The following is a 17,595-nucleotide window of genomic DNA, read 5'->3' on the forward strand; positions in this document are numbered from 1 at the left end:
CACTATGGCTAAGGAAAAAGGGCGCAAGATGATCGCCCAGAACAAGAAGGCGCGGCACGACTACGCGATCCTCGACACCTACGAGTGCGGTCTCGTGCTCACCGGCACCGAGGTCAAGTCCCTGCGCCAGGGCCGGGCCTCGCTGGTCGACGGCTTCGTGTCGGTGGAGAGCAACGAGGCGTGGCTCTACAACGTCCACGTGCCGGAGTACAGCCAGGGCACCTGGACCAACCACAGCGCCCGCCGCAAGCGCAAGCTCCTCATGCACCGCGAGGAGATCGACAAGCTGGCGCGCAAGGCGGAGGAGGCCGGTCACACGGTCGTGCCGCTGTCCCTGTACTTCAAGGACGGCCGGGCGAAGGTGGAGATCGCGCTGGCGAAGGGCAAGAAGGAGTACGACAAGCGCCAGACGCTCCGCGAGAAGCAGGACACCCGCGAGACCCAGCGCACGATCTCGGCGATCCGCCGCAAGCAGCGGGGCACGGTTTAACCTCCTGGCACGCGGTGGTCCACTTCGCGTACCATGGCGTCAGCACCACCCCCTCGGGGGCGGCGCGCAGTTTGAAAAATCAACATGGGGATGATCGGTTTCGACAGCGGATGTCGATGCAGGGGAAGCGAGCCGAGGAAGCGGCAATGATCTCGTAAACCACCTGTCGCAAAAAATAATCGCCAACTCCAAGAGCGATAACTCCCGCTTCACCCTCGCTGCCTAATAACAGTGAGCTGAAGCCTCTGTGAGGAGCGTCAGCCCGGAAGTGGTCCCGGTCCGGATCCTGGCGTCAATTAGGGATCTAAACCTCTAGCCCCGGTCACGGGGGGTAGGGGGAAATCAAACAGTGACTGAGCCCGTCGGAGACTTGTCCGTGTGATCTCCGGGGCCGAGAAAAGCGCAGCGGAATGCGCTCGGAGAAGCCCTGCTTCTGCACCGTTGGACGCGGGTTCGATTCCCGCCATCTCCACTCATCCCATGTGGGCGAAGGCCCCGCAGTCTCCGGACTGCGGGGCCTTCGTCATGTCAGTAGTGGTAGCGGGCCTTGAGGATCTTCACTTCCTTCTCGTCCGCCCGGTAGACGAGGCGGTGCTCGTCGTCGATGCGTCGGGACCAGTACCCCGACAGCTCCCCTTTCAGGGGCTCGGGCTTGCCGATTCCGGTGAACGGGTCGCGCTGGATTTCGCCGATCAGGCGGGTGATCCTGCGAGCCATCTTGCGGTCCGAGGCGAGCCAGAAGAGGAAGTCCTCCCAGGCGGCGGGATCGAAGTGGACGCTCCTCACTCCTCGCCCCCGGACAACTCCCTCAGCTCATCCAGGGTCCTGGTGACCGTGGACGCGCCTTCGCGGTCGCGGGCGACGGCCTCCATCAGGCTCTGGGCGTTGGCCGGGGAGCGCAGCAGGTAGACGGTTTCCTGCCAGGAGTCGTAATCGTCCGCGGACATGAGGACGGCATCGCCGTTCTTCGAGGTGATGCGCACGGGGGCGTGGTCGGTGTTGACGCGCTCGATCAGGGGGAACAGGGTCGCCCTGGCTTCGCTGGCGCTTATGGACATGACGCCCTCCTCATGCACTGGTACAACTTTCCGGTACGGTGATGGTACCGGAAAGTTGTACCAGTGCATGAGGCCCTGCAGCCGGGTGGGGCTGCAGGGCCTTTGTCATGAGGGGTGGGGTGTCAGGAGCAGTACGGGATCTTGTTGAGGTTCAGTGCGTAGCGGGCGGCGATCCAGCCGCGGTTGTCGTCGAGCTTGTACCAGACCGCGTTGCCGTCGACGTTCTGGCCGTTGACCTTGCACTGCACGTTGACCACCGTGCCGTTGGACACCGTGCCGACCTTGCCGTACTGGTTGCCGGGACCGGAGCGGACGCCCAGGCTGTGGCCCGGCTTCACGATGCGGGCCTTCGCGTTGTGCGTGGGCTTCGGGGGCTTGTTGCCGTGGTGGGGCGGCTTGGGCTTGTCGTCGTGGTGGCCGCCGCACTTCTTGCAGTGTCCGGGCTTGCCGTGGTCACCCTTGGGGCCGGTGGGTCCCGTCGGGCCGGTGGGTCCGGTGGGTCCGGTGTCGCCCTTCGGTCCTTGGGGTCCGGTGGGGCCTTCGGGGCCGCCGGACGGGCCGGTCGGGCCGGTGTCGCCCGTCGGTCCCTGCGGGCCGGTCTCGCCGGTCGGGCCGGTCGGGCCGGTGTCGCCCGTCGGTCCCTGTGGGCCGGTCTCGCCCGTCGGTCCCTGCGGGCCCGTGTCGCCCTTCGGGCCCTGGGGACCGGTCGGGCCCTGCGGGCCGGGCTTGCCGTGGTGACCGTCGTGGCCGTCGTGTCCGGGCTTCCCGTCGTGGCCGTGGTGGCCGTCGTCTCCCTTGTCGCCCTTGGGGCCCTTCGGGCCGGTCACCGGGGTGGAGACGGCGAACAGGGCCGGGGCCTCGGCGCCGGCCGCCCACTCGCCGCCGCCCAGCGTCGTGCCTTCCGGAGCGTTCTTGTCCACCCGTACGACCACGCCGAGCTGCGTCTGCGCCTTCGCCGGGAAGCGGAAGCCGGCGCGGGTGCCCGCGTTGCAGGTCAGCCGGCGGGCATCGGCCGACCGCGTGCAGGAGGTCGCCGCGCGCTTGCCGTCCCAGTAGAACCGGGCCTCGGGGAAGGTCGTCCGTTCCGGGGCGGTGATCCGGAAGGTGTTGCTCAGGGCCGGTTGCGACCCGCCGAGGGCCGCGATGACGACACGGCCCGTCTTGCCGGGGGCGATCGAGGGCAGGTACGGCTGGGAGAACCGGATGTTCGACGAGTCGGCCAGGGCCGGAACGGCCGGCACCAGAGCGGTCGCGGTGACGGCCGCGACGATCAGGGCCGAGGACACGGAGCGGGAAGCAGACAGCAAGGGGTGTTCCTCCGCACAGGGAGAGGCGTTGGGGGGAAGACATCCCAGTTATTGCCGATCATGAGCGGCGCCGGTGAGTACCACGCGGGCACGATCACCCGGCCGCCGGATCAAATATGATTCTTCGCCCGTTGCTTGGTGCGTTCCTTCGTCCGTTCCTTCGCCCGCACCGTCGCGGCGGCCCCCAGGGCCGCCAGTGCGGCCGCCACGGGCAGCACGTACGCCACCCGCGGCCCGGCGTGGTCGACCACCAGGCCCGCACCCGCCGAACCGGCCGCGATCCCGGCGAGGATGGCGGTGACCGCGAGGGTCATGCCCTCGTTCAGCCGGCCCTCGGGGGTGAGGGCGTGGACCCGGGACATCGCCGTGACCATCGTCGGGGCCGTCGCCATCCCGGCGAGGAGCAGAGCCGCGCAAAAGGCGGCCAGGGAGCCGCTGTTCGCCGCCGCCCACGGCAGGGTCATCAGCGCGGCGAGCACGGTCACGCAGGCCAGCGGCGAGCGCGGCCGCAGGGTCCCGTAGAGCAGGCCGGCCGCGCAGGAGCCCGCCGCCTGGAGGGCCAGCACCAGGCCGGAGGCCGCGCCCAGCCCCCGCTGTTCGAGGTGGGCGATGGAGGAGACCTCCATGGAGCCGAAGACCACGCCGAGGGCCAGGAAGAGGAGCAGCAGCGGGGCCAGGGCGCGCAGCGGGGAGCCGAGCCGGGGCGCCGTCGTCACCGGGGGCTCCGTGGAGCGCTGCGAGACGAAGACCAGCATGCCGGTGAGGAGCAGGGCCGCCCCGGCGAGGGTGCCCGCCTCGGGGAAGACGGAGGTGCAGAGCAGGGCCGCCAAGACCGGGCCGAGCATGAAGGAGAGCTCGTCGGCGGCCTGTTCGAAGGACATCGCCGTGTGGTGGGCGGCGGGGGAGCCGCGCAGCAGGTGCGTCCAGCGGGCGCGGGACAGCCCGCCGATGTTGGGGGTGGTCGCGGTCGCGGCGTAGGAGGCGAAGAGGGTCCAGGCGGGGGCGCCGGTACGGACGCACACGATCAGGGAGAGCGAGCCGAGGACCGCGATCAGCGTCGCGGGCAGGGCGATCCGGGCCTGCCCGTGGCGGTCGACCAGCCGGGCGGTCCACGGCGCGACCAGGGCGGTGGCGGCCAGGCCGGTCGCGGTGACCGCGCCCGCGAGGGCGTACGAGCCGCGCTGCCCGGCGATCATCATGACCGCGCTGACCCCGAACATGCCCATGGGGAGCCGCGCGATGAGGTTCCCGGCGGTGAAGGCGCGGGTCCCGGGGAGGGCGAAGAGGCGGCCGTACGGCCCGCGCGGCCGGGTCCGGATCCGGGGCCGGGCCGGGGCCGCGGCGGGGGCGGTGATGACGAGGGTCGTGCCGGTGACGGCCATGCGGGGGGAACGGGCGGCGGTGCCGGCGGGAGCGGTGGTGGTGGCGGGCATGGGAAGAGCCTCGCGGCAGGCGGCCCCCGCGGTCCAACACCTGTTCGGGCCCCATTCACATCATCGTGTTGTTAGTCTCCGGGGGTGATGTCCCGTGATGTGGAACCCCGCCTGCTGCGCGGGTTCGTCGCCGTCGCCGAGGAACTGCACTTCACTCGCGCCGCCGCCCGCCTCTACGTCGCCCAGCAGGCCCTCAGCCGCGACGTCCGCCGGCTCGAACGGACCCTGGGCGCCACCCTGTTCACACGCACCACCCGCGCCGTCGAGCTCACCCCCGACGGCGAGCGGCTGCTGGCCCCGGCCCGGCGGGTGCTCGCCGCGCACGAGGAACTGGCCGCCGTCTTCACCGCCCCCCGCGCCCTCCTCGTCGACCTCAACACCGACGGGCCCTGCACCCCCAGGACCGTGCTGGAACGGGCCCGCGAACTCGCCCCGGACCACGAGCTGATGGCCCGCTTCGAGAGCGGGCTCACCCACGCCGCCGGCGAGATCGCCGCGGGCCGCCTCGACGTGGCCTTCGGGTACGCGGACGGACTGGACCCGGCGCTGCGCGCGGGGCTCGCCGTGATGCCCGTGCGGTACGAGCCGCTCGCCGTGCTGCTGCCCGAGGGGCACCCGCTGGCCGCACTGGAATCCGTACCGCTGGACGCGCTGGCCGGGGAGACCGTGTACGCGGGCGCCGGGAACCCGCGGACCGCCGAGTGGACGCGGCTGGCGCGCGAACTGTTCGCCGGTCGGGGCATCGGACTCGCGCCGCCCGCGCCGGTGGCGATGGGCAAGGAGGAGTTCCGCCGGATCATGGCCAAGACCCGCAACCCGGTCCTGGTGACCGTGGACTTCCTCGACATGCCCGCCTCCGTGAAGCGGCCCCTGACCGACCCGGTGCCGCTGTCCCCGCTGTCCATGGTCTGGCGCGAGGGCCTCACCCATCCCGGACTGGACGCCCTGCGCGCCGCGGCCGCCGGCCTCGCCGCCGACCGGGACTGGCTGGAACTCCCGCCCGGCGGTTGGCTGCCTAAGGGACCCACCCGACTCACACCCCGCCCCGGCGGCGGGTGAGAGCAAGGTTTCCCGGCGGTCATCCGGCGGAGACCGGGGCCGAAACGCGCCGTTCCTACGGTCGTCACCACGGACGCGACAGCTGTGGAGGCGTGTGATGACCGGTACGACCGCACCGCGCAAGGGGGGCCGCTGGATCGAGCAGTGGGACCCCGAGGACGAGACCTTCTGGAAGGAGACCGGCGAGCGGACCGCCCGCCGTAACCTGGTGTACTCCGTGTTCTCCGAACACATCGGGTTCTCGATCTGGTCGCTCTGGTCCGTGATGGTCCTCTTCATGGGCCCCACGTACGGGATCGACCCGGCCGGGAAGTTCTTCCTGATCGCCACCGCCACCTTCGTGGGCGCGTTCGTCCGGGTGCCCTACACCTTCGCCGTCGCCCGCTTCGGCGGCCGGAACTGGACCGTCTTCAGCGCCCTGCTGCTGCTCGTCCCGACCGTGGCCGCGCTCGTGGTCATGGAGCCCGGCACCTCCTACGGCACCTTCCTCCTGGTGGCCGCCCTCACGGGCGTCGGCGGCGGCAACTTCGCCTCCTCGATGACGAACATCAACGCCTTCTTCCCGCTCCGCAAGAAGGGCTGGGCGCTCGGCCTGAACGCCGGCGGCGGCAACATCGGCGTCCCCGTCGTACAGCTGGCCGGACTGCTGGTCATCGCCACCGCCGGGGCCACGCACCCGCGGATCCTGCTCGGCGCCTACATCCCGCTCGTCGTGATCGCGGCGGCGCTGGCGTACGCGCGGATGGACAACCTGGCGCCCGTGCGCAACGACACCGGCGCGGTCCGCGAGGCCGTCAAGGACGCGCACACCTGGATCATGGCCTTCCTCTACATCGGCACCTTCGGGTCCTTCATCGGATACAGCTTCGCCTTCGGGCTCGTCCTCCAGACCCAGTTCGGCCGCACCCCGCTCCAGGCCGCCTCGCTGACCTTCATCGGACCGCTGCTCGGCTCGCTCATCCGGCCCGTCGGCGGCGCGCTCGCGGACCGCTTCGGCGGGGCGCGGATCACCTTGGGGACGTTCGTGGCCATGGCGGCGGCGACCGGAGTCGTCGTGTTCGCCTCGCAGCGGCACTCGCTGGCCGTCTTCCTCGTCGGGTTCGTGGCGCTGTTCGTACTCAGCGGGCTCGGCAACGGCTCCACGTACAAGATGATCCCCGGCATCTTCCAGGCCAAGGCACTGGCGCGAGGCATGGGCGGCGAGGCCGCGGCCGCCTACGGACGACGGCTCTCCGGGGCCTCCATGGGGCTGATCGGGGCCGTCGGAGCGCTGGGCGGGCTCGGCATCAACCTGGTCTTCCGGGAGGCCTTCCTCAGCTCCGGATCGGGCACGGCGGCCTTCGTCACCTTCCTCGGCTTCTACGCCGCGTGCTGCGCGGTGACCTGGGCGGTATACCTTCGCCGGCCGGTCGCCCCGCCGCTGCCGGAAGCCGGGGTCGAGGCGAAGCCGCAGCTCACGTCGGTGTAACCGGGGTGAAATACGTGTGAACCGAGCCTGACACGCCACCTTGGCAGGCTCGGTTCCGCCCGTCCCGCCCCTCATGCGTCGCAAGGCAGGTCACGATGGACGACACCAAGACCGGCCCGCTCGCGGGCTTCACCGTCGGCGTCACCGCCGCCCGGCGGGCGGACGAACTCATCGCGCTGCTGCGCCGGCGCGGGGCCGCCGTCGTACACGCTCCGGCGCTGCGGATCGTGCCGCTGGCCGACGACAGCGAACTGCTCGCCTCCACCAAGGAACTCATCGGCTGCGCACCGGACGTCGTGGTCGCCACCACCGCCATCGGCTTCCGCGGCTGGATCGAGGCCGCCGACGGGTGGGGGATCGGCGAACAACTGCTGGAGCGGCTGCGGGCCGCCGAACTCCTGGCGCGCGGACCGAAGGTGAAGGGCGCCATCCGCGCCGCCGGGCTCGTGGAGACCTGGTCCCCGGACTCGGAATCGCTCGCCGAGGTACTGGAACGACTCCTGGCGGCCGGGGTCGCCGGGCGGCGGATCGCGCTCCAGCTGCACGGGGAACCGCTGCCCGGCTTCGTCGAGGCGCTGCGGGCCGGCGGGGCCGACGTGGTGGTCGTCCCCGTGTACCGGTGGATGGCGCCGGAGGACCTGGCGCCGCTGGACCGGCTGCTGGACGCGGTGATCGGCGGCGGCGTCGACGCGGTCAGCTTCACCTCCGCCCCGGCCGCGGCCTCGCTGCTGTCCCGGGCCGAGGAACGCGGCGTACGGGAATCCCTGCTGGAGGCACTGCGGGGCGGGGTGGTGTCCGCGTGCGTGGGGCCGGTGACCGCATTGCCGCTCCAGGCCGCCGGGGTCGACACCGTGCAGCCGGAACGCTTCCGGCTCGGCCCCCTCGTCCAACTCCTGTGCCAGGAACTGCCGGGCCGTGCGAAGGTCCTGCCGCTGGCCGGGCACCGGGTGGAGATCCGCGGGCAGGCCGTACTCGTCGACGCGGAGCTGAGGCCCGTACCGCCGGCCGGGATGGCCCTGCTGCGGGTGCTCGCCCGACGGCCGGGATGGGTGGTGTCCCGCGCGGACCTGCTGCGGGCGCTGCCGGGGGCGGGCCGCGACGAACACGCGGTGGAGACGGCGATGGCCCGGCTGCGGGTGGCGCTGGGGGCGCCGAAGCTGATCCAGACGGTGGTCAAGCGGGGGTACCGGCTGTCGCTCGACGCGGGCGGGGAGAGCAAGTACGGGGAGGAGCCGGCGGGTTAGCCGCTGCAGGGGTGTCCTGGCCGCGCGTGGTCGGTTAGCGTGCCCGGGTGATCTTCGACGGGGTTGAGATGAGGGGCCTGGAGCTCGGCGACGCCGCCGCCCTGGCCGAGGCGTTCGGGCGGAACCGGACGTACATGAAGCCGTACGAGCCGGTCAGGCCGGAGGTCTACTTCACGGAGGCCGGGCAGCGGGACCGCATCGAGGGCATGCTCGCCGACCGGGACGGGGGCCGCCTCCTCCCGTGGCTGCTCGTCGACACGGCGGGCGGCGAGATCGTCGGCGCGATCAACCTGGGGTCCATCGTCCTCGGCCCGCTGTGCAGCGGCGGGGTGGGCTACTGGGTCGACACGGCCTGGCACGGCAAGGGACTGGCGTCGGCCGCCCTGGCGGAGGTCCTGAGGGTCGCCCGCGAGGAGGTCGGGCTGCACCGGGTCGAGGCCGGGACGCTGATCGACAACACCGCTTCGCAGCGGGTCCTGCGGAAGGCCGGTTTCGAGGAGTACGGCCTCGCGCCGCGCTACCTCCACATCAACGGCGCCTGGCGCGACCACCGCCTCTTCCAGCGCCTGCTGCACGACGACCCGCCGGGGGCGTAGCGGGGCCGTGTCCGGGGTGCGGCCGGGGCATGGCCGGGCGGCAACGCACGGACGCGCGACGGACCGGTTCGGGGGCTTCCGCATGTGCGCACGGGGCGGCAATCTGGTGGGGCGCCCCACGACGCGAGGCGGTGACGTGCATGCGGTTCGACTCAGGGCGGGTCTGCCTGGACCTGGTGGCCACCGAACGCATCCGGGACGGCGACGGGCTGCGGACCTGGCTCGCCGGCGCCGGTCTGGTCCCCGACCGGACGCCGCTCGCACGCGTCGGCCCCGACTGGGTGGCGGCCTTCCAGGCCCTGAGCCGTGACGTCGAGGCACTGGTACGGGCCGAACTCGACGGCACCGAACAGGAAGAGGCGGCCCTCGCCCGCGTCAACGCCCTGGCCGCGGGACCACCCCCCGGGCTGTGCGCCGTACGGGACCAGGACGGGCACCTCGTACGGGAGCTGTGCGGCGGAGTGGAATGCGGCGCACTGCTCGCGGCGGTCGCCCGCGACGCCGTGGAACTGCTGACCGACCCGGGCGACCTCGCACTGCTGCGCGCCTGCGCGGGCGACGGCTGCCCCAGGCTCTACCTCGACACCTCCCGGGGCCACCGCCGCCGCTGGTGCTCGAGCGAACTGTGCGGCAACCGCGAACGCGTGGCCCGCCACCGGCGGCGGGCCCGGACGGGGGTGGGGACGTAGGGGCGGTACGCCCCGCACGGCGCGGGCCGGTGGGCGGTACGCCGTCCCCCCGCGCCCGGGCCTGATCCTGCGGTGAACCCGGGCAGGAGACCCGACCGGGGCGGAGGAGAACAGCCGGCCGGAACCGACCGGGGCCCGTCGAACCCGGGCCCCACCTCCGCCCCGCCGTCAGGCCCGGGTGTGTGAACGCGGCCCTTCAGGCGTGGCCCGAACGGTCGAAGTCCGCTCCCGCGAGGACGCCCGCCACGCCCGCACCCGCACCCGAGGGGGCGGGTGTGCAGCCGCCGACCCGGCGGCGGGGCGAGGGGGGAGACGGCGGGCTCGCGCGTGAAGCCGTACACCCCCACCCGACCCGTACCGGATCCGGCGTGCGGACAGGGGGCCCGTTCGCGTACGGTTGACGGTCGCCCATGCACGTCAGAAGGGGGCCTTGGTGGCCGCGCAGAATGCCGCTGTCGACAACACGGCGGATTCCGTCCGCGATCGGGAGATCGCGGTCGAGCAGACGCATCTCGACCAGGTGTACCGGCGCCTCGAGGAGAAGATCCACGAGGCCGAGTTCCTCATGAACGACGCCGCCAAGCGCGGCCAGGTCGGCACGCCCGGCGCCCTGGCCGAGCGGGACGCGCAGGTCTTCCGGGCCGGTATCCACCTGAACCGGCTGAACAACGAGTTCGAGGACTTCCTCTTCGGGCGGATCGACCTGGTCCTCGGCAAGGACGGGGAGCGCGGCCCGGACGGCGCGTACACCTCCATCGAGCCCGCCGACGACGCGATCCGCGAGGACCTGACCGCCGAGATCGCCGAGACCCTGCACATCGGCCGGATAGGAGTCCTGGACTCCGACTACTCGCCGCTGGTCATCGACTGGCGGGCGCCGGCCGCCGCGCCGTTCTACCGCTCCACTCCGAAGGACCCGGGCCGCGTCGTACGGCGGCGCGTGATCCGGTCCAAGGGCCGCAAGGTGCTGGGCGTCGAGGACGACCTGATGCGTCCGGAGCTCACCGCCTTCCTCGGCGGCGAGGAGCTGCCCGCGATCGGCGACGGCGCGCTGATGGCCGCGCTCGGACGGGCCCGTACGCACTCCATGCGGGACATCGTCTCCTCCATCCAGGCCGAGCAGGACATGGTCATCCGCGCCCCCGCCGCCTCGGTGGCCGAGGTCGCGGGCGGTCCGGGCACCGGCAAGACGGCGGTCGCCCTGCACCGGGCCGCGTACCTGCTCTACCAGGACCGGCGGCGCTACTCCGGCGGCATCCTGATCGTCTCGCCGACCCCGCTGCTCGTCGCGTACACCGAGGGCGTCCTGCCCTCGCTCGGCGAGGAGGGCCAGGTCGCCATCCGGGCGCTCGGGTCGCTGGTCGACGGCGCGGAGGCGAGCACGTACGACGATCCGGCCGTGGCCCGCGTCAAGGGCTCCTCTCGGATGCTCAAGGTGCTGCGCAAGGCCGTGCGCGGAGCCCTCGAAATGGGCGACGCCCCCGACCGGCTGCGCGTGGTGGCCTTCGGCCGTCGCCAGGAGCTGGAGGCCGACGAGCTGAACCGGATCCGGCACAACGTGCTCGGCGGCAGCGCGCCCGTGAACCTGCTGCGTCCGCGCGCCCGCAAGCTGCTGCTCGACGCGCTGTACGCGAAGACGGGCGGCGCGAGCCGGCACAGCGATCCGGAACTGGCCGCCGAGCTGCGGTCCGCCTTCGACGAGGACATCTCGACGGAGGACGTGTTCATCGACTTCCTGAACGCGTGGTGGCCGGAGCTGACCCCGCGCGCCGTCCTCGCCGCGATGGCCGACGAGCGGCGGCTCGGCCGCTGGTCGCGCCGGGACCTGAACCCCCGCGAGGTCCGCCGGCTGGCCCGCTCGCTGCGCCGCGTCGGCCCGGACGGCAAGGGCCCGCTGTCGGTGCACGACGTCGCGCTGCTCGACGAGCTGCAGCAGCTGCTGGGCGCCCCGGCGCGGCCCAAGCGCAAGCGGGCGATGGATCCGCTCGACCAGCTCAGCGGGCTGGAGGAGCTGATGCCGACCCGCGAGGAGACCGCGTGGGAGCGGGCGGAGCGGCTCGCGGCGGAGCGCACCGAGTACGCGCACGTCATCGTCGACGAGGCCCAGGACCTGACGCCGATGCAGTGGCGGATGGTGGGCCGGCGGGGCCGTACCGGCACGTGGACGGTGGTGGGCGACCCGGCGCAGTCCTCGTGGACCGATCCGGACGAGGCGGCGGCGGCCCGGGACGAGGCCCTGGGCAGCCGGCCGCGCCGGCGGTTCACGCTGACGGTCAACTACCGCAACCCGGCGGAGGTCGCCGAGGTCGCGGCCCGGGTGCTGCGGCTGGCGATGCCGGGGATGGAGCCGCCGTCGGCGGTGCGTTCCACGGGCCTGGAGCCCCGTTTCACGGCCGCGGACGGCGATCTGGGCTCCGTGGTCCGGGAGGAGGCGCGGCGGCTCCTGGAGCAGGTGGACGGCACCGTGGGCGTGGTCGTGGCGATGGACCGGCGCGAGGAGGCCGCGGGCTGGCTCGCGGACCTCGGCGAGCGGGCGGTGGCGCTGGGCAGCCTGGAGGCCAAGGGCCTGGAGTACGACGCCACGGTGGTCGTCTCCCCGGCGGAGATCGCGGACGAGTCCCCGGCGGGCCTGCGGGTGCTGTACGTGGCGCTGACGCGCGCGACGCAGCAGCTGACGGTGGTGTCGGCGGCGGATCGGGACGAGCCCGACGCGGACGGCGTGCCGGTGCTCCTGCGGAGCCCGGAGCGGGGCTAGGGGCCTGGCGGCCCCCGGGGCTCCGCCCCGGACCCCGCGCCTCAAACGCCGGCGGGGCTGGGTTTCGCCGGCGCGGGCCTGGAGGCGCGGGCCGGCGCAGGCCGGTTCGTAGGGCCGTATGGTCCGCGGCCAGGAGCGTGGTGCTTTTGAACCGACTTCCGCACCGGGGATGACATCGGGCGATCCTTTGTTAGCCTGGGTACGGCACCGACTCGATCCAAGCCCCCGGGCCCAACCTTCGTCGCTCAGAGCGACCACTTGCCGCGAGGCGAGCATGGCGGGTCGGTGTCACAGACGTACGAATCACCAGGTCCGCGTCCCCCACTCGTGGGGGGCGCGGACCTGTTTTGTATGGACCCCCCATTCCGAACCCCCTCTGTTATCTCGTATGGTGGAAGAGTCTTTCCGAAGTTTGTAGCTGGTTACCTTGTACCGGCTGGTAGGTGGGACGATCGGACAACAGGTCCTGCCGCACCTGTCACTGCATGGGGCTGGTGCAGCGCGGGACCCTGCGTGTACAGCGAACCAGGGACAGAAGAGGAAACACGGCCATGGCAACGGCGCCCAGCGTCTCGTATTCGATGACGGTCCGCCTGGAAGTGCCCGCGAGCGGAACCGCGGTCTCCCAGCTCACCACCGCCGTGGAGTCCTCCGGTGGTTCGGTCACCGGCCTCGACGTGACCGCTTCCGGTCACGAGAAGCTCCGCATCGACGTCACCATCGCCGCCACCTCCACCGCGCACGCCGACGAGATCGTCGAGAAGCTCCGCGGGATCGAGGGCGTCAGCCTCGGCAAGGTCTCCGACCGAACCTTCCTGATGCACCTCGGCGGCAAGATCGAGATGTCGTCCAAGCACCCCATCCGCAACCGTGACGACCTCTCGATGATCTACACCCCGGGCGTGGCCCGCGTGTGCACGGCCATCGCCGAGAACCCCGAGGACGCGCGCCGCCTCACCATCAAGCGCAACTCCGTCGCAGTCGTGACGGACGGCTCCGCCGTACTGGGTCTGGGCAACATCGGCCCGATGGCCGCCCTGCCCGTCATGGAGGGCAAAGCCGCCCTCTTCAAGCGCTTCGCCGGCATCGACGCGTGGCCGATCTGCCTCGACACGCAGGACGCCGACGAGATCGTCGCCATCGTCAAGGCCATCGCCCCGGGCTTCGCCGGCATCAACCTGGAGGACATCTCCGCGCCGCGCTGCTTCGAGATCGAGGCCCGGCTCCGCGAGGCCCTGGACATCCCCGTCTTCCACGACGACCAGCACGGCACCGCCATCGTCGTCCTCGCCGCCCTGACGAACGCACTTCGCGTGGTGGGCAAGGCAGTTGGCGACATCAAGGTCGTCATGTCCGGCGCCGGCGCGGCCGGTACGGCCATCCTCAAGCTGCTCCTCGCGGCGGGCGTCAAGAACGCCGTCAGCGCCGACATCCACGGTGTCGTGCACGCGGACCGCCCCGACCTCGTCGACGCGGCCGCCGACTCCCCGCTGCGCTGGATCGCCGACAACACCAACCCCGAGGGCTACACGGGCACTCTGAAGGAGGCCGTGGTCGGCGCCGACGTGTTCATCGGTGTCTCGGCCCCGAACGTGCTCTCCGGCGAGGACGTCGCCGCCATGGCGGAAGGCGCGATCGTGTTCGCGCTCGCGAACCCGGACCCCGAGGTGGACCCGGCGGTCGCCCGCCAGACCGCCGCCGTCGTCGCCACCGGCCGCTCCGACTTCCCGAACCAGATCAACAACGTGCTGGTCTTCCCGGGTGTCTTCCGCGGTCTGCTCGACGCGCAGTCCCGGACGGTCAACACCGACATGATGCTGGCCGCGGCGACCGCCCTCGCCGACGTCGTCGGCCAGGACGAACTGAACGCGAACTACATCATTCCGTCGGTCTTCAACGACAAGGTGGCCGGCGCGGTCGCCGGCGCCGTGCGCAAGGCCGCCACGAACGCCTGAGCCCGCCGGGCGGGTCGAGCCGCTTCCCGGACCGACTCCCGCCGACCCGCGCCGACTCCGGGCGACTCCGCCGAGGGGCCGTCAGGGCCGTGACGGTCGTCTGTGACGGCCCTCACGGCCCGCCGTTCCCGGCGCGTCGCGAGATGCGGGCCCGGTGGGCCGCCTCTAGGGTTGCGGGGATGCCCTCGGGTTCCGCTGTCCGCGTCCGCGCAGTGCGCAAGGGTGTGGACGGAGCGTCACCGAGGCGTGACTGTGGCGCTTTTCGTGTGACCCCGGCGGGTGCCGGATTGGCTTTCCCGCCGCTGGTGGGGGCAGGATGCGTAACCGGGCGAGAGGGTCTGACGTTCAGACCCGGGTCCGGGGACTGTCCTAGGGCCCTGGCAGCATCGGCTTCGATCTCACGCCTCTAAGGCAAGTTGAACACGGGAGTACAACATGAACCGCAGTGAGCTGGTGGCCGCTCTGTCCGAGCGCGCCGAGGTGACCCGCAAGGACGCCGACGCCGTTCTGGCCGCGCTCGCCGAGACCGTCGGCGAGATTGTCGCCAAGGGCGACGAGAAGGTCACCATCCCCGGCTTCCTGACCTTCGAGCGCACCCACCGTGCCGCTCGCACCGCGCGCAACCCGCAGACCGGCGACCCCATCCAGATCCCGGCCGGCTACAGCGTGAAGGTCTCCGCGGGCTCCAAGCTCAAGGAAGCCGCCAAGGGCAAGTAGTACGCCCTTGTGCCGAGGCCCGCACAGGGCCTCGGGACGGCAGTGGTACGAAGAACGGCCAGGGCGGCCGCCCCCGAGCGGGGCGGCCGCCCTTCGGCCTTCCAGGGGCCTTCGCGGGCCCTTCCGGGACCTCCCGCGCCCTTCCGGGCGCCTCCGTGCCTCCGGGGCGCCGGTGAGGCCCCGTCAGGCCCGTTGGCGGGCAAGGGAAAGCCCCCCGGGCCCTTGCGGGGCCCGGGGGGCTTTCGTCCGTACCGGCTGGGCCGTACGGGTCAGACCAGGTCGCCGCCCGGGAGTTCGACCTTCGCGCCGAGCTCGACGAGCTTCTCCATGAAGTTCTCATAGCCGCGGTTGATCAGGTCGATGCCGTGGACGCGCGAGGTGCCCTCGGCCGCCAGCGCCGCGATCAGGTACGAGAAGCCGCCGCGCAGGTCGGGGATGACCAGGTCGGCGCCCTGCAGCTTGGTGGGGCCGGAGACGACCGCCGAGTGCAGGAAGTTGCGCTGGCCGAAGCGGCAGGCGCTGCCGCCCAGGCACTCGCGGTACAGCTGGATGTGAGCACCCATCTGGTTGAGCGCCGAGGTGAAGCCGAGCCGGGACTCGTAGACCGTCTCGTGGACGATCGAGAGGCCGGAGGCCTGCGTCAGGGCCACGACCAGCGGCTGCTGCCAGTCGGTCTGGAAGCCGGGGTGGACGTCGGTCTCCAGCGCGATGGCGTTGAGCGGGCCGCCCGGGTGCCAGAAGCGGATGCCGTCGTCGTCGATCTCGAAGGCGCCGCCGACCTTCCGGTACGTGTTCAGGAAGGTCATCATCGAGCGCTGCTGGGCGCCGCGCACGTAGATGTTGCCGCCGGTCGCCAGGGCCGCGGAAGCCCAGGAGGCGGCCTCCAGGCGGTCCGGGAGCGCCTTGTGGTTGTAGCCGCCGAGACGCTCGACACCGGTGATCCGGATGGTCCGGTCGGTGTCCATGGAGATGATCGCGCCCATCTTCTGCAGTACGCAGATGAGGTCCTCGATCTCCGGCTCCACGGCGGCGTTGCTGAGCTCGGTGACGCCCTCGGCCAGGACGGCCGTCAGCAGCACCTGCTCGGTCGAGCCGACCGAGGGGTAGGGCAGGCGGATCTTGCAGCCGCGCAGCCGCTGCGGGGCCTCCAGGTACTGGCCGCCCTCGCGCTTCTCGATGGTCGCGCCGAACTGGCGGAGCACCTCGAAGTGGAAGTCGATGGGCCGGCCGCCGATGTCGCAGCCGCCGAGGCCCGGGATGAAGGCGTGGCCGAGGCGGTGCAGCAGCGGACCGCAGAAGAGGATCGGGATGCGCGACGAGCCCGCGTGGGCGTCGATGTCGGCGACGTTCGCGCTCTCGACGTGGGAGGGGTCGAGCACCAGCTCGCCCGGCTCCTCGCCGGGACGGACCGTCACCCCGTGCAGCTGGAGCAGCCCGCGGACGACCCGGACGTCACGGATGTCGGGAACGTTGCGCAGTCGGCTGGGTTCACTGCCGAGCAGCGCGGCGACCATGGCCTTGGGCACGAGGTTCTTCGCACCGCGGACTCGGATCTCGCCCTCGAGCGGGGTGCCGCCGTGGACAAGCAGTACATCGTCACTGATGCCGGTCATGAATCTCGCGTTCCGGAGAGTGGATGGGCGGGGGGCGAGTGACAAGGGTAAGGGCCACCACCCCCTTGTTCGTAAGGGTGACGTGGCCGTAGGACTGTAAGGAATTCGGTACAACACCCTCCGTATCCACCACATGGCGGAGCGTCGCGTTCCGGCTGCGCCGCCCACGCGCCCTCCTCGCTGCTGCCGTGCGCCCTGAGCTGCGTGCGATTCGATCTCGCCGTCGGCTCCCCGCGACGGGCGAATGTGCGGGATCATGTCGGCATGACCGAGGTGTCCTCCCTCACAGGGCAGCTGCTCGTGGCCACCCCCGCCCTCGCGGACCCGAACTTCGACCGCGCGGTGGTGCTCCTGCTCGACCACGACGAGCAGGGCTCGCTCGGCGTGGTCCTCAACCGGCCGACCCCCGTGGGCGTCGGCGACGTACTGCTGCCCTGGGCGCCACTGGCGGGCGATCCGGGCGTGGTCTTCCAAGGCGGGCCCGTCGCGCTCGACTCGGCGCTCGGGGTGGCCGTCATCCCCGGCGAGGAGGGCCCGCTCGGGTGGCGCCGGGTGCACGGGGCCATAGGGCTGGTCGACCTGGAGGCGCCGCCGGAGCTGCTCGCCTCGGCGCTGGGCTCGCTGCGGATCTTCGCCGGCTACTCGGGCTGGGGCCCGGGCCAGCTGGAGGACGAGCTGGGCACCGGCGCCTGGTACGTGGTGGAGTCGGAGCCCGGCGACGTGTCCTTCCCCGACCCCGAACGGCTCTGGCGCGCGGTACTGCGCCGCCAGCGCAGCGAACTCGCGATGGTCGCCACCTATCCGGACGACCCGTCGCTCAACTGACCCGTGCGGGGATCGGTACCCTGGCTTTATGAGCACTCTTGAGCCCGAGCGCGGGACTGGTACGGGGACCCTCGTAGAACCGACGCCACAGGTGTCCCACGGCGACGGCGACCACGAGCGCTTCGCCCACTACGTCCAGAAGGACAAGATCATGGCGAGCGCGCTCGACGGCACCCCCGTCGTCGCGCTCTGCGGCAAGGTCTGGGTGCCGGGCCGGGACCCGAAGAAGTACCCGGTCTGCCCCATGTGCAAGGAGATCTACGAGTCCATGGGCCCCGGCGGGGACAAGGACAAGGGCGGCAAGGACAAGTAGTCCGTCCCACCGAGCAGAGCCCGGGCCCCCGACCGCACGCGAGTGCGGTCGGGGGCCTTTGCCGTGCACCGGT

At 71.9% G+C, this 17,595-nt stretch carries 16 protein-coding genes and 1 other RNA gene; 12 read left to right on the forward strand and 5 right to left on the reverse strand.

Annotation, left to right across the window (positions count from 1 at the left end; all coding sequences use genetic code 11):
* Window positions 1-4: 4 nt before the first annotated feature.
* Window positions 5-490, forward strand: coding sequence for an SsrA-binding protein SmpB (gene smpB, locus ACFYYJ_RS27810; protein WP_384583712.1), 486 nt, complete (start codon window positions 5-7; stop codon window positions 488-490).
* An 86-nt stretch (window positions 491-576) separates the two neighbouring features.
* Window positions 577-965, forward strand: a transfer-messenger RNA (tmRNA) gene (gene ssrA, locus ACFYYJ_RS27815).
* Window positions 966-1,018: 53 nt separating this feature from the next.
* Here ssrA and ACFYYJ_RS27820 read toward each other — a convergent pair.
* The 4 genes from ACFYYJ_RS27820 to ACFYYJ_RS27835 form a co-directional block, all read right to left on the reverse strand.
* Window positions 1,019-1,276: a Txe/YoeB family addiction module toxin gene (locus tag ACFYYJ_RS27820; RefSeq protein WP_384733496.1), complete on the reverse strand. Its 258-nt coding sequence runs from the start codon at window positions 1,274-1,276 to the stop codon at window positions 1,019-1,021.
* Complete coding sequence (locus ACFYYJ_RS27825; RefSeq protein ID WP_385129648.1) at window positions 1,273-1,548, reverse strand: type II toxin-antitoxin system Phd/YefM family antitoxin; 276 nt, start codon at window positions 1,546-1,548, stop codon at window positions 1,273-1,275. Before ACFYYJ_RS27825 ends, ACFYYJ_RS27820 begins: the two co-directional genes overlap by 4 nt.
* 122 nt (window positions 1,549-1,670) lie before the next feature.
* Window positions 1,671-2,855 carry an SH3 domain-containing protein gene (locus tag ACFYYJ_RS27830; protein WP_389136404.1) on the reverse strand — a complete coding sequence of 395 codons (1,185 nt, stop codon included), beginning with the start codon at window positions 2,853-2,855 and terminating at the stop codon, window positions 1,671-1,673.
* Window positions 2,856-2,965: 110 nt separating this feature from the next.
* A complete protein-coding gene (locus tag ACFYYJ_RS27835) occupies window positions 2,966-4,288 on the reverse strand; it encodes an MFS transporter (RefSeq protein WP_389136407.1) in 1,323 nt (440 codons plus the stop codon).
* An 87-nt stretch (window positions 4,289-4,375) separates the two neighbouring features.
* Between ACFYYJ_RS27835 and ACFYYJ_RS27840 the strand changes: the two genes are divergently transcribed.
* The 8 genes from ACFYYJ_RS27840 to ACFYYJ_RS27875 all read left to right on the forward strand — a co-directional run bounded on the left by ACFYYJ_RS27840 (window position 4,376) and on the right by ACFYYJ_RS27875 (window position 14,771).
* Window positions 4,376-5,347, forward strand: a complete 972-nt coding sequence (locus ACFYYJ_RS27840) for a LysR family transcriptional regulator (RefSeq protein ID WP_389136411.1) — start codon at window positions 4,376-4,378, stop codon at window positions 5,345-5,347.
* A gap of 97 nt (window positions 5,348-5,444) precedes the next feature.
* Entirely contained in the window at window positions 5,445-6,815 is a 1,371-nt protein-coding gene (locus ACFYYJ_RS27845; protein WP_389136414.1) for a nitrate/nitrite transporter, read from the forward strand.
* Between the two features lie 95 nt (window positions 6,816-6,910).
* A complete protein-coding gene (locus ACFYYJ_RS27850) occupies window positions 6,911-8,059 on the forward strand; it encodes a uroporphyrinogen-III synthase (protein WP_385365185.1) in 1,149 nt (382 codons plus the stop codon).
* A gap of 68 nt (window positions 8,060-8,127) precedes the next feature.
* Entirely contained in the window at window positions 8,128-8,655 is a 528-nt protein-coding gene (locus ACFYYJ_RS27855) for a GNAT family N-acetyltransferase (RefSeq protein ID WP_385129672.1), read from the forward strand.
* Between the two features lie 140 nt (window positions 8,656-8,795).
* Window positions 8,796-9,344 carry a CGNR zinc finger domain-containing protein gene (locus ACFYYJ_RS27860; protein WP_385129639.1) on the forward strand — a complete coding sequence of 183 codons (549 nt, stop codon included), beginning with the start codon at window positions 8,796-8,798 and terminating at the stop codon, window positions 9,342-9,344.
* Window positions 9,345-9,777: 433 nt separating this feature from the next.
* A complete protein-coding gene (locus tag ACFYYJ_RS27865; protein WP_389136419.1) occupies window positions 9,778-12,099 on the forward strand; it encodes a HelD family protein in 2,322 nt (773 codons plus the stop codon).
* A 551-nt stretch (window positions 12,100-12,650) separates the two neighbouring features.
* Complete coding sequence (locus ACFYYJ_RS27870; protein WP_384754435.1) at window positions 12,651-14,054, forward strand: NAD-dependent malic enzyme; 1,404 nt, start codon at window positions 12,651-12,653, stop codon at window positions 14,052-14,054.
* A gap of 435 nt (window positions 14,055-14,489) precedes the next feature.
* Window positions 14,490-14,771 carry an HU family DNA-binding protein gene (locus ACFYYJ_RS27875; protein ID WP_007264399.1) on the forward strand — a complete coding sequence of 94 codons (282 nt, stop codon included), beginning with the start codon at window positions 14,490-14,492 and terminating at the stop codon, window positions 14,769-14,771.
* Window positions 14,772-15,040: 269 nt separating this feature from the next.
* On the opposite strand, the gene murA is transcribed toward ACFYYJ_RS27875, so the two are convergent.
* On the reverse strand, window positions 15,041-16,384 hold the full coding sequence (murA, locus tag ACFYYJ_RS27880; RefSeq protein ID WP_384754433.1) for a UDP-N-acetylglucosamine 1-carboxyvinyltransferase: 1,344 nt from the start codon (window positions 16,382-16,384) through the stop codon (window positions 15,041-15,043).
* 264 nt (window positions 16,385-16,648) lie between these two features.
* Between murA and ACFYYJ_RS27885 the strand changes: the two genes are divergently transcribed.
* Both ACFYYJ_RS27885 and ACFYYJ_RS27890 read left to right on the forward strand, forming a co-directional pair.
* Window positions 16,649-17,209: a YqgE/AlgH family protein gene (locus ACFYYJ_RS27885; RefSeq protein WP_389136424.1), complete on the forward strand. Its 561-nt coding sequence runs from the start codon at window positions 16,649-16,651 to the stop codon at window positions 17,207-17,209.
* Window positions 17,210-17,237: 28 nt separating this feature from the next.
* Entirely contained in the window at window positions 17,238-17,522 is a 285-nt protein-coding gene (locus tag ACFYYJ_RS27890; protein WP_030010729.1) for a DUF3039 domain-containing protein, read from the forward strand.
* Window positions 17,523-17,595: the final 73 nt, after the last annotated feature.

It is taken from the genome of Streptomyces sp. NPDC002467 (genome assembly GCF_042889825.1).
Classification (GTDB): Bacteria; Actinomycetota; Actinomycetes; order Streptomycetales; family Streptomycetaceae; genus Streptomyces.

What these genes read in the sequence shown, in the direction of transcription:
- ACFYYJ_RS27855 (WP_385129672.1), top strand. Translation starts at nt 8,128, where the DNA reads ATGAGGGGCCTGGAGCTCGGCGACGCCGCCGCCCTGGCCGAGGCGTTC.
- ACFYYJ_RS27870 (WP_384754435.1), top strand. Translation starts at nt 12,651, where the DNA reads ATGGCAACGGCGCCCAGCGTCTCGTATTCGATGACGGTCCGCCTGGAA.
- ACFYYJ_RS27860 (WP_385129639.1), top strand. Translation starts at nt 8,796, where the DNA reads ATGCGGTTCGACTCAGGGCGGGTCTGCCTGGACCTGGTGGCCACCGAA.
- ACFYYJ_RS27845 (WP_389136414.1), top strand. Translation starts at nt 5,445, where the DNA reads ATGACCGGTACGACCGCACCGCGCAAGGGGGGCCGCTGGATCGAGCAG.
- ACFYYJ_RS27890 (WP_030010729.1), top strand. Translation starts at nt 17,238, where the DNA reads ATGAGCACTCTTGAGCCCGAGCGCGGGACTGGTACGGGGACCCTCGTA.
- ACFYYJ_RS27840 (WP_389136411.1), top strand. Translation starts at nt 4,376, where the DNA reads ATGTCCCGTGATGTGGAACCCCGCCTGCTGCGCGGGTTCGTCGCCGTC.
- ACFYYJ_RS27835 (WP_389136407.1), bottom strand. Translation starts at nt 4,288, where the DNA reads ATGCCCGCCACCACCACCGCTCCCGCCGGCACCGCCGCCCGTTCCCCC.
- ACFYYJ_RS27875 (WP_007264399.1), top strand. Translation starts at nt 14,490, where the DNA reads ATGAACCGCAGTGAGCTGGTGGCCGCTCTGTCCGAGCGCGCCGAGGTG.
- ACFYYJ_RS27885 (WP_389136424.1), top strand. Translation starts at nt 16,649, where the DNA reads ATGACCGAGGTGTCCTCCCTCACAGGGCAGCTGCTCGTGGCCACCCCC.
- smpB (WP_384583712.1), top strand. Translation starts at nt 5, where the DNA reads ATGGCTAAGGAAAAAGGGCGCAAGATGATCGCCCAGAACAAGAAGGCG.
- murA (WP_384754433.1), bottom strand. Translation starts at nt 16,384, where the DNA reads ATGACCGGCATCAGTGACGATGTACTGCTTGTCCACGGCGGCACCCCG.
- ACFYYJ_RS27825 (WP_385129648.1), bottom strand. Translation starts at nt 1,548, where the DNA reads ATGTCCATAAGCGCCAGCGAAGCCAGGGCGACCCTGTTCCCCCTGATC.
- ACFYYJ_RS27850 (WP_385365185.1), top strand. Translation starts at nt 6,911, where the DNA reads ATGGACGACACCAAGACCGGCCCGCTCGCGGGCTTCACCGTCGGCGTC.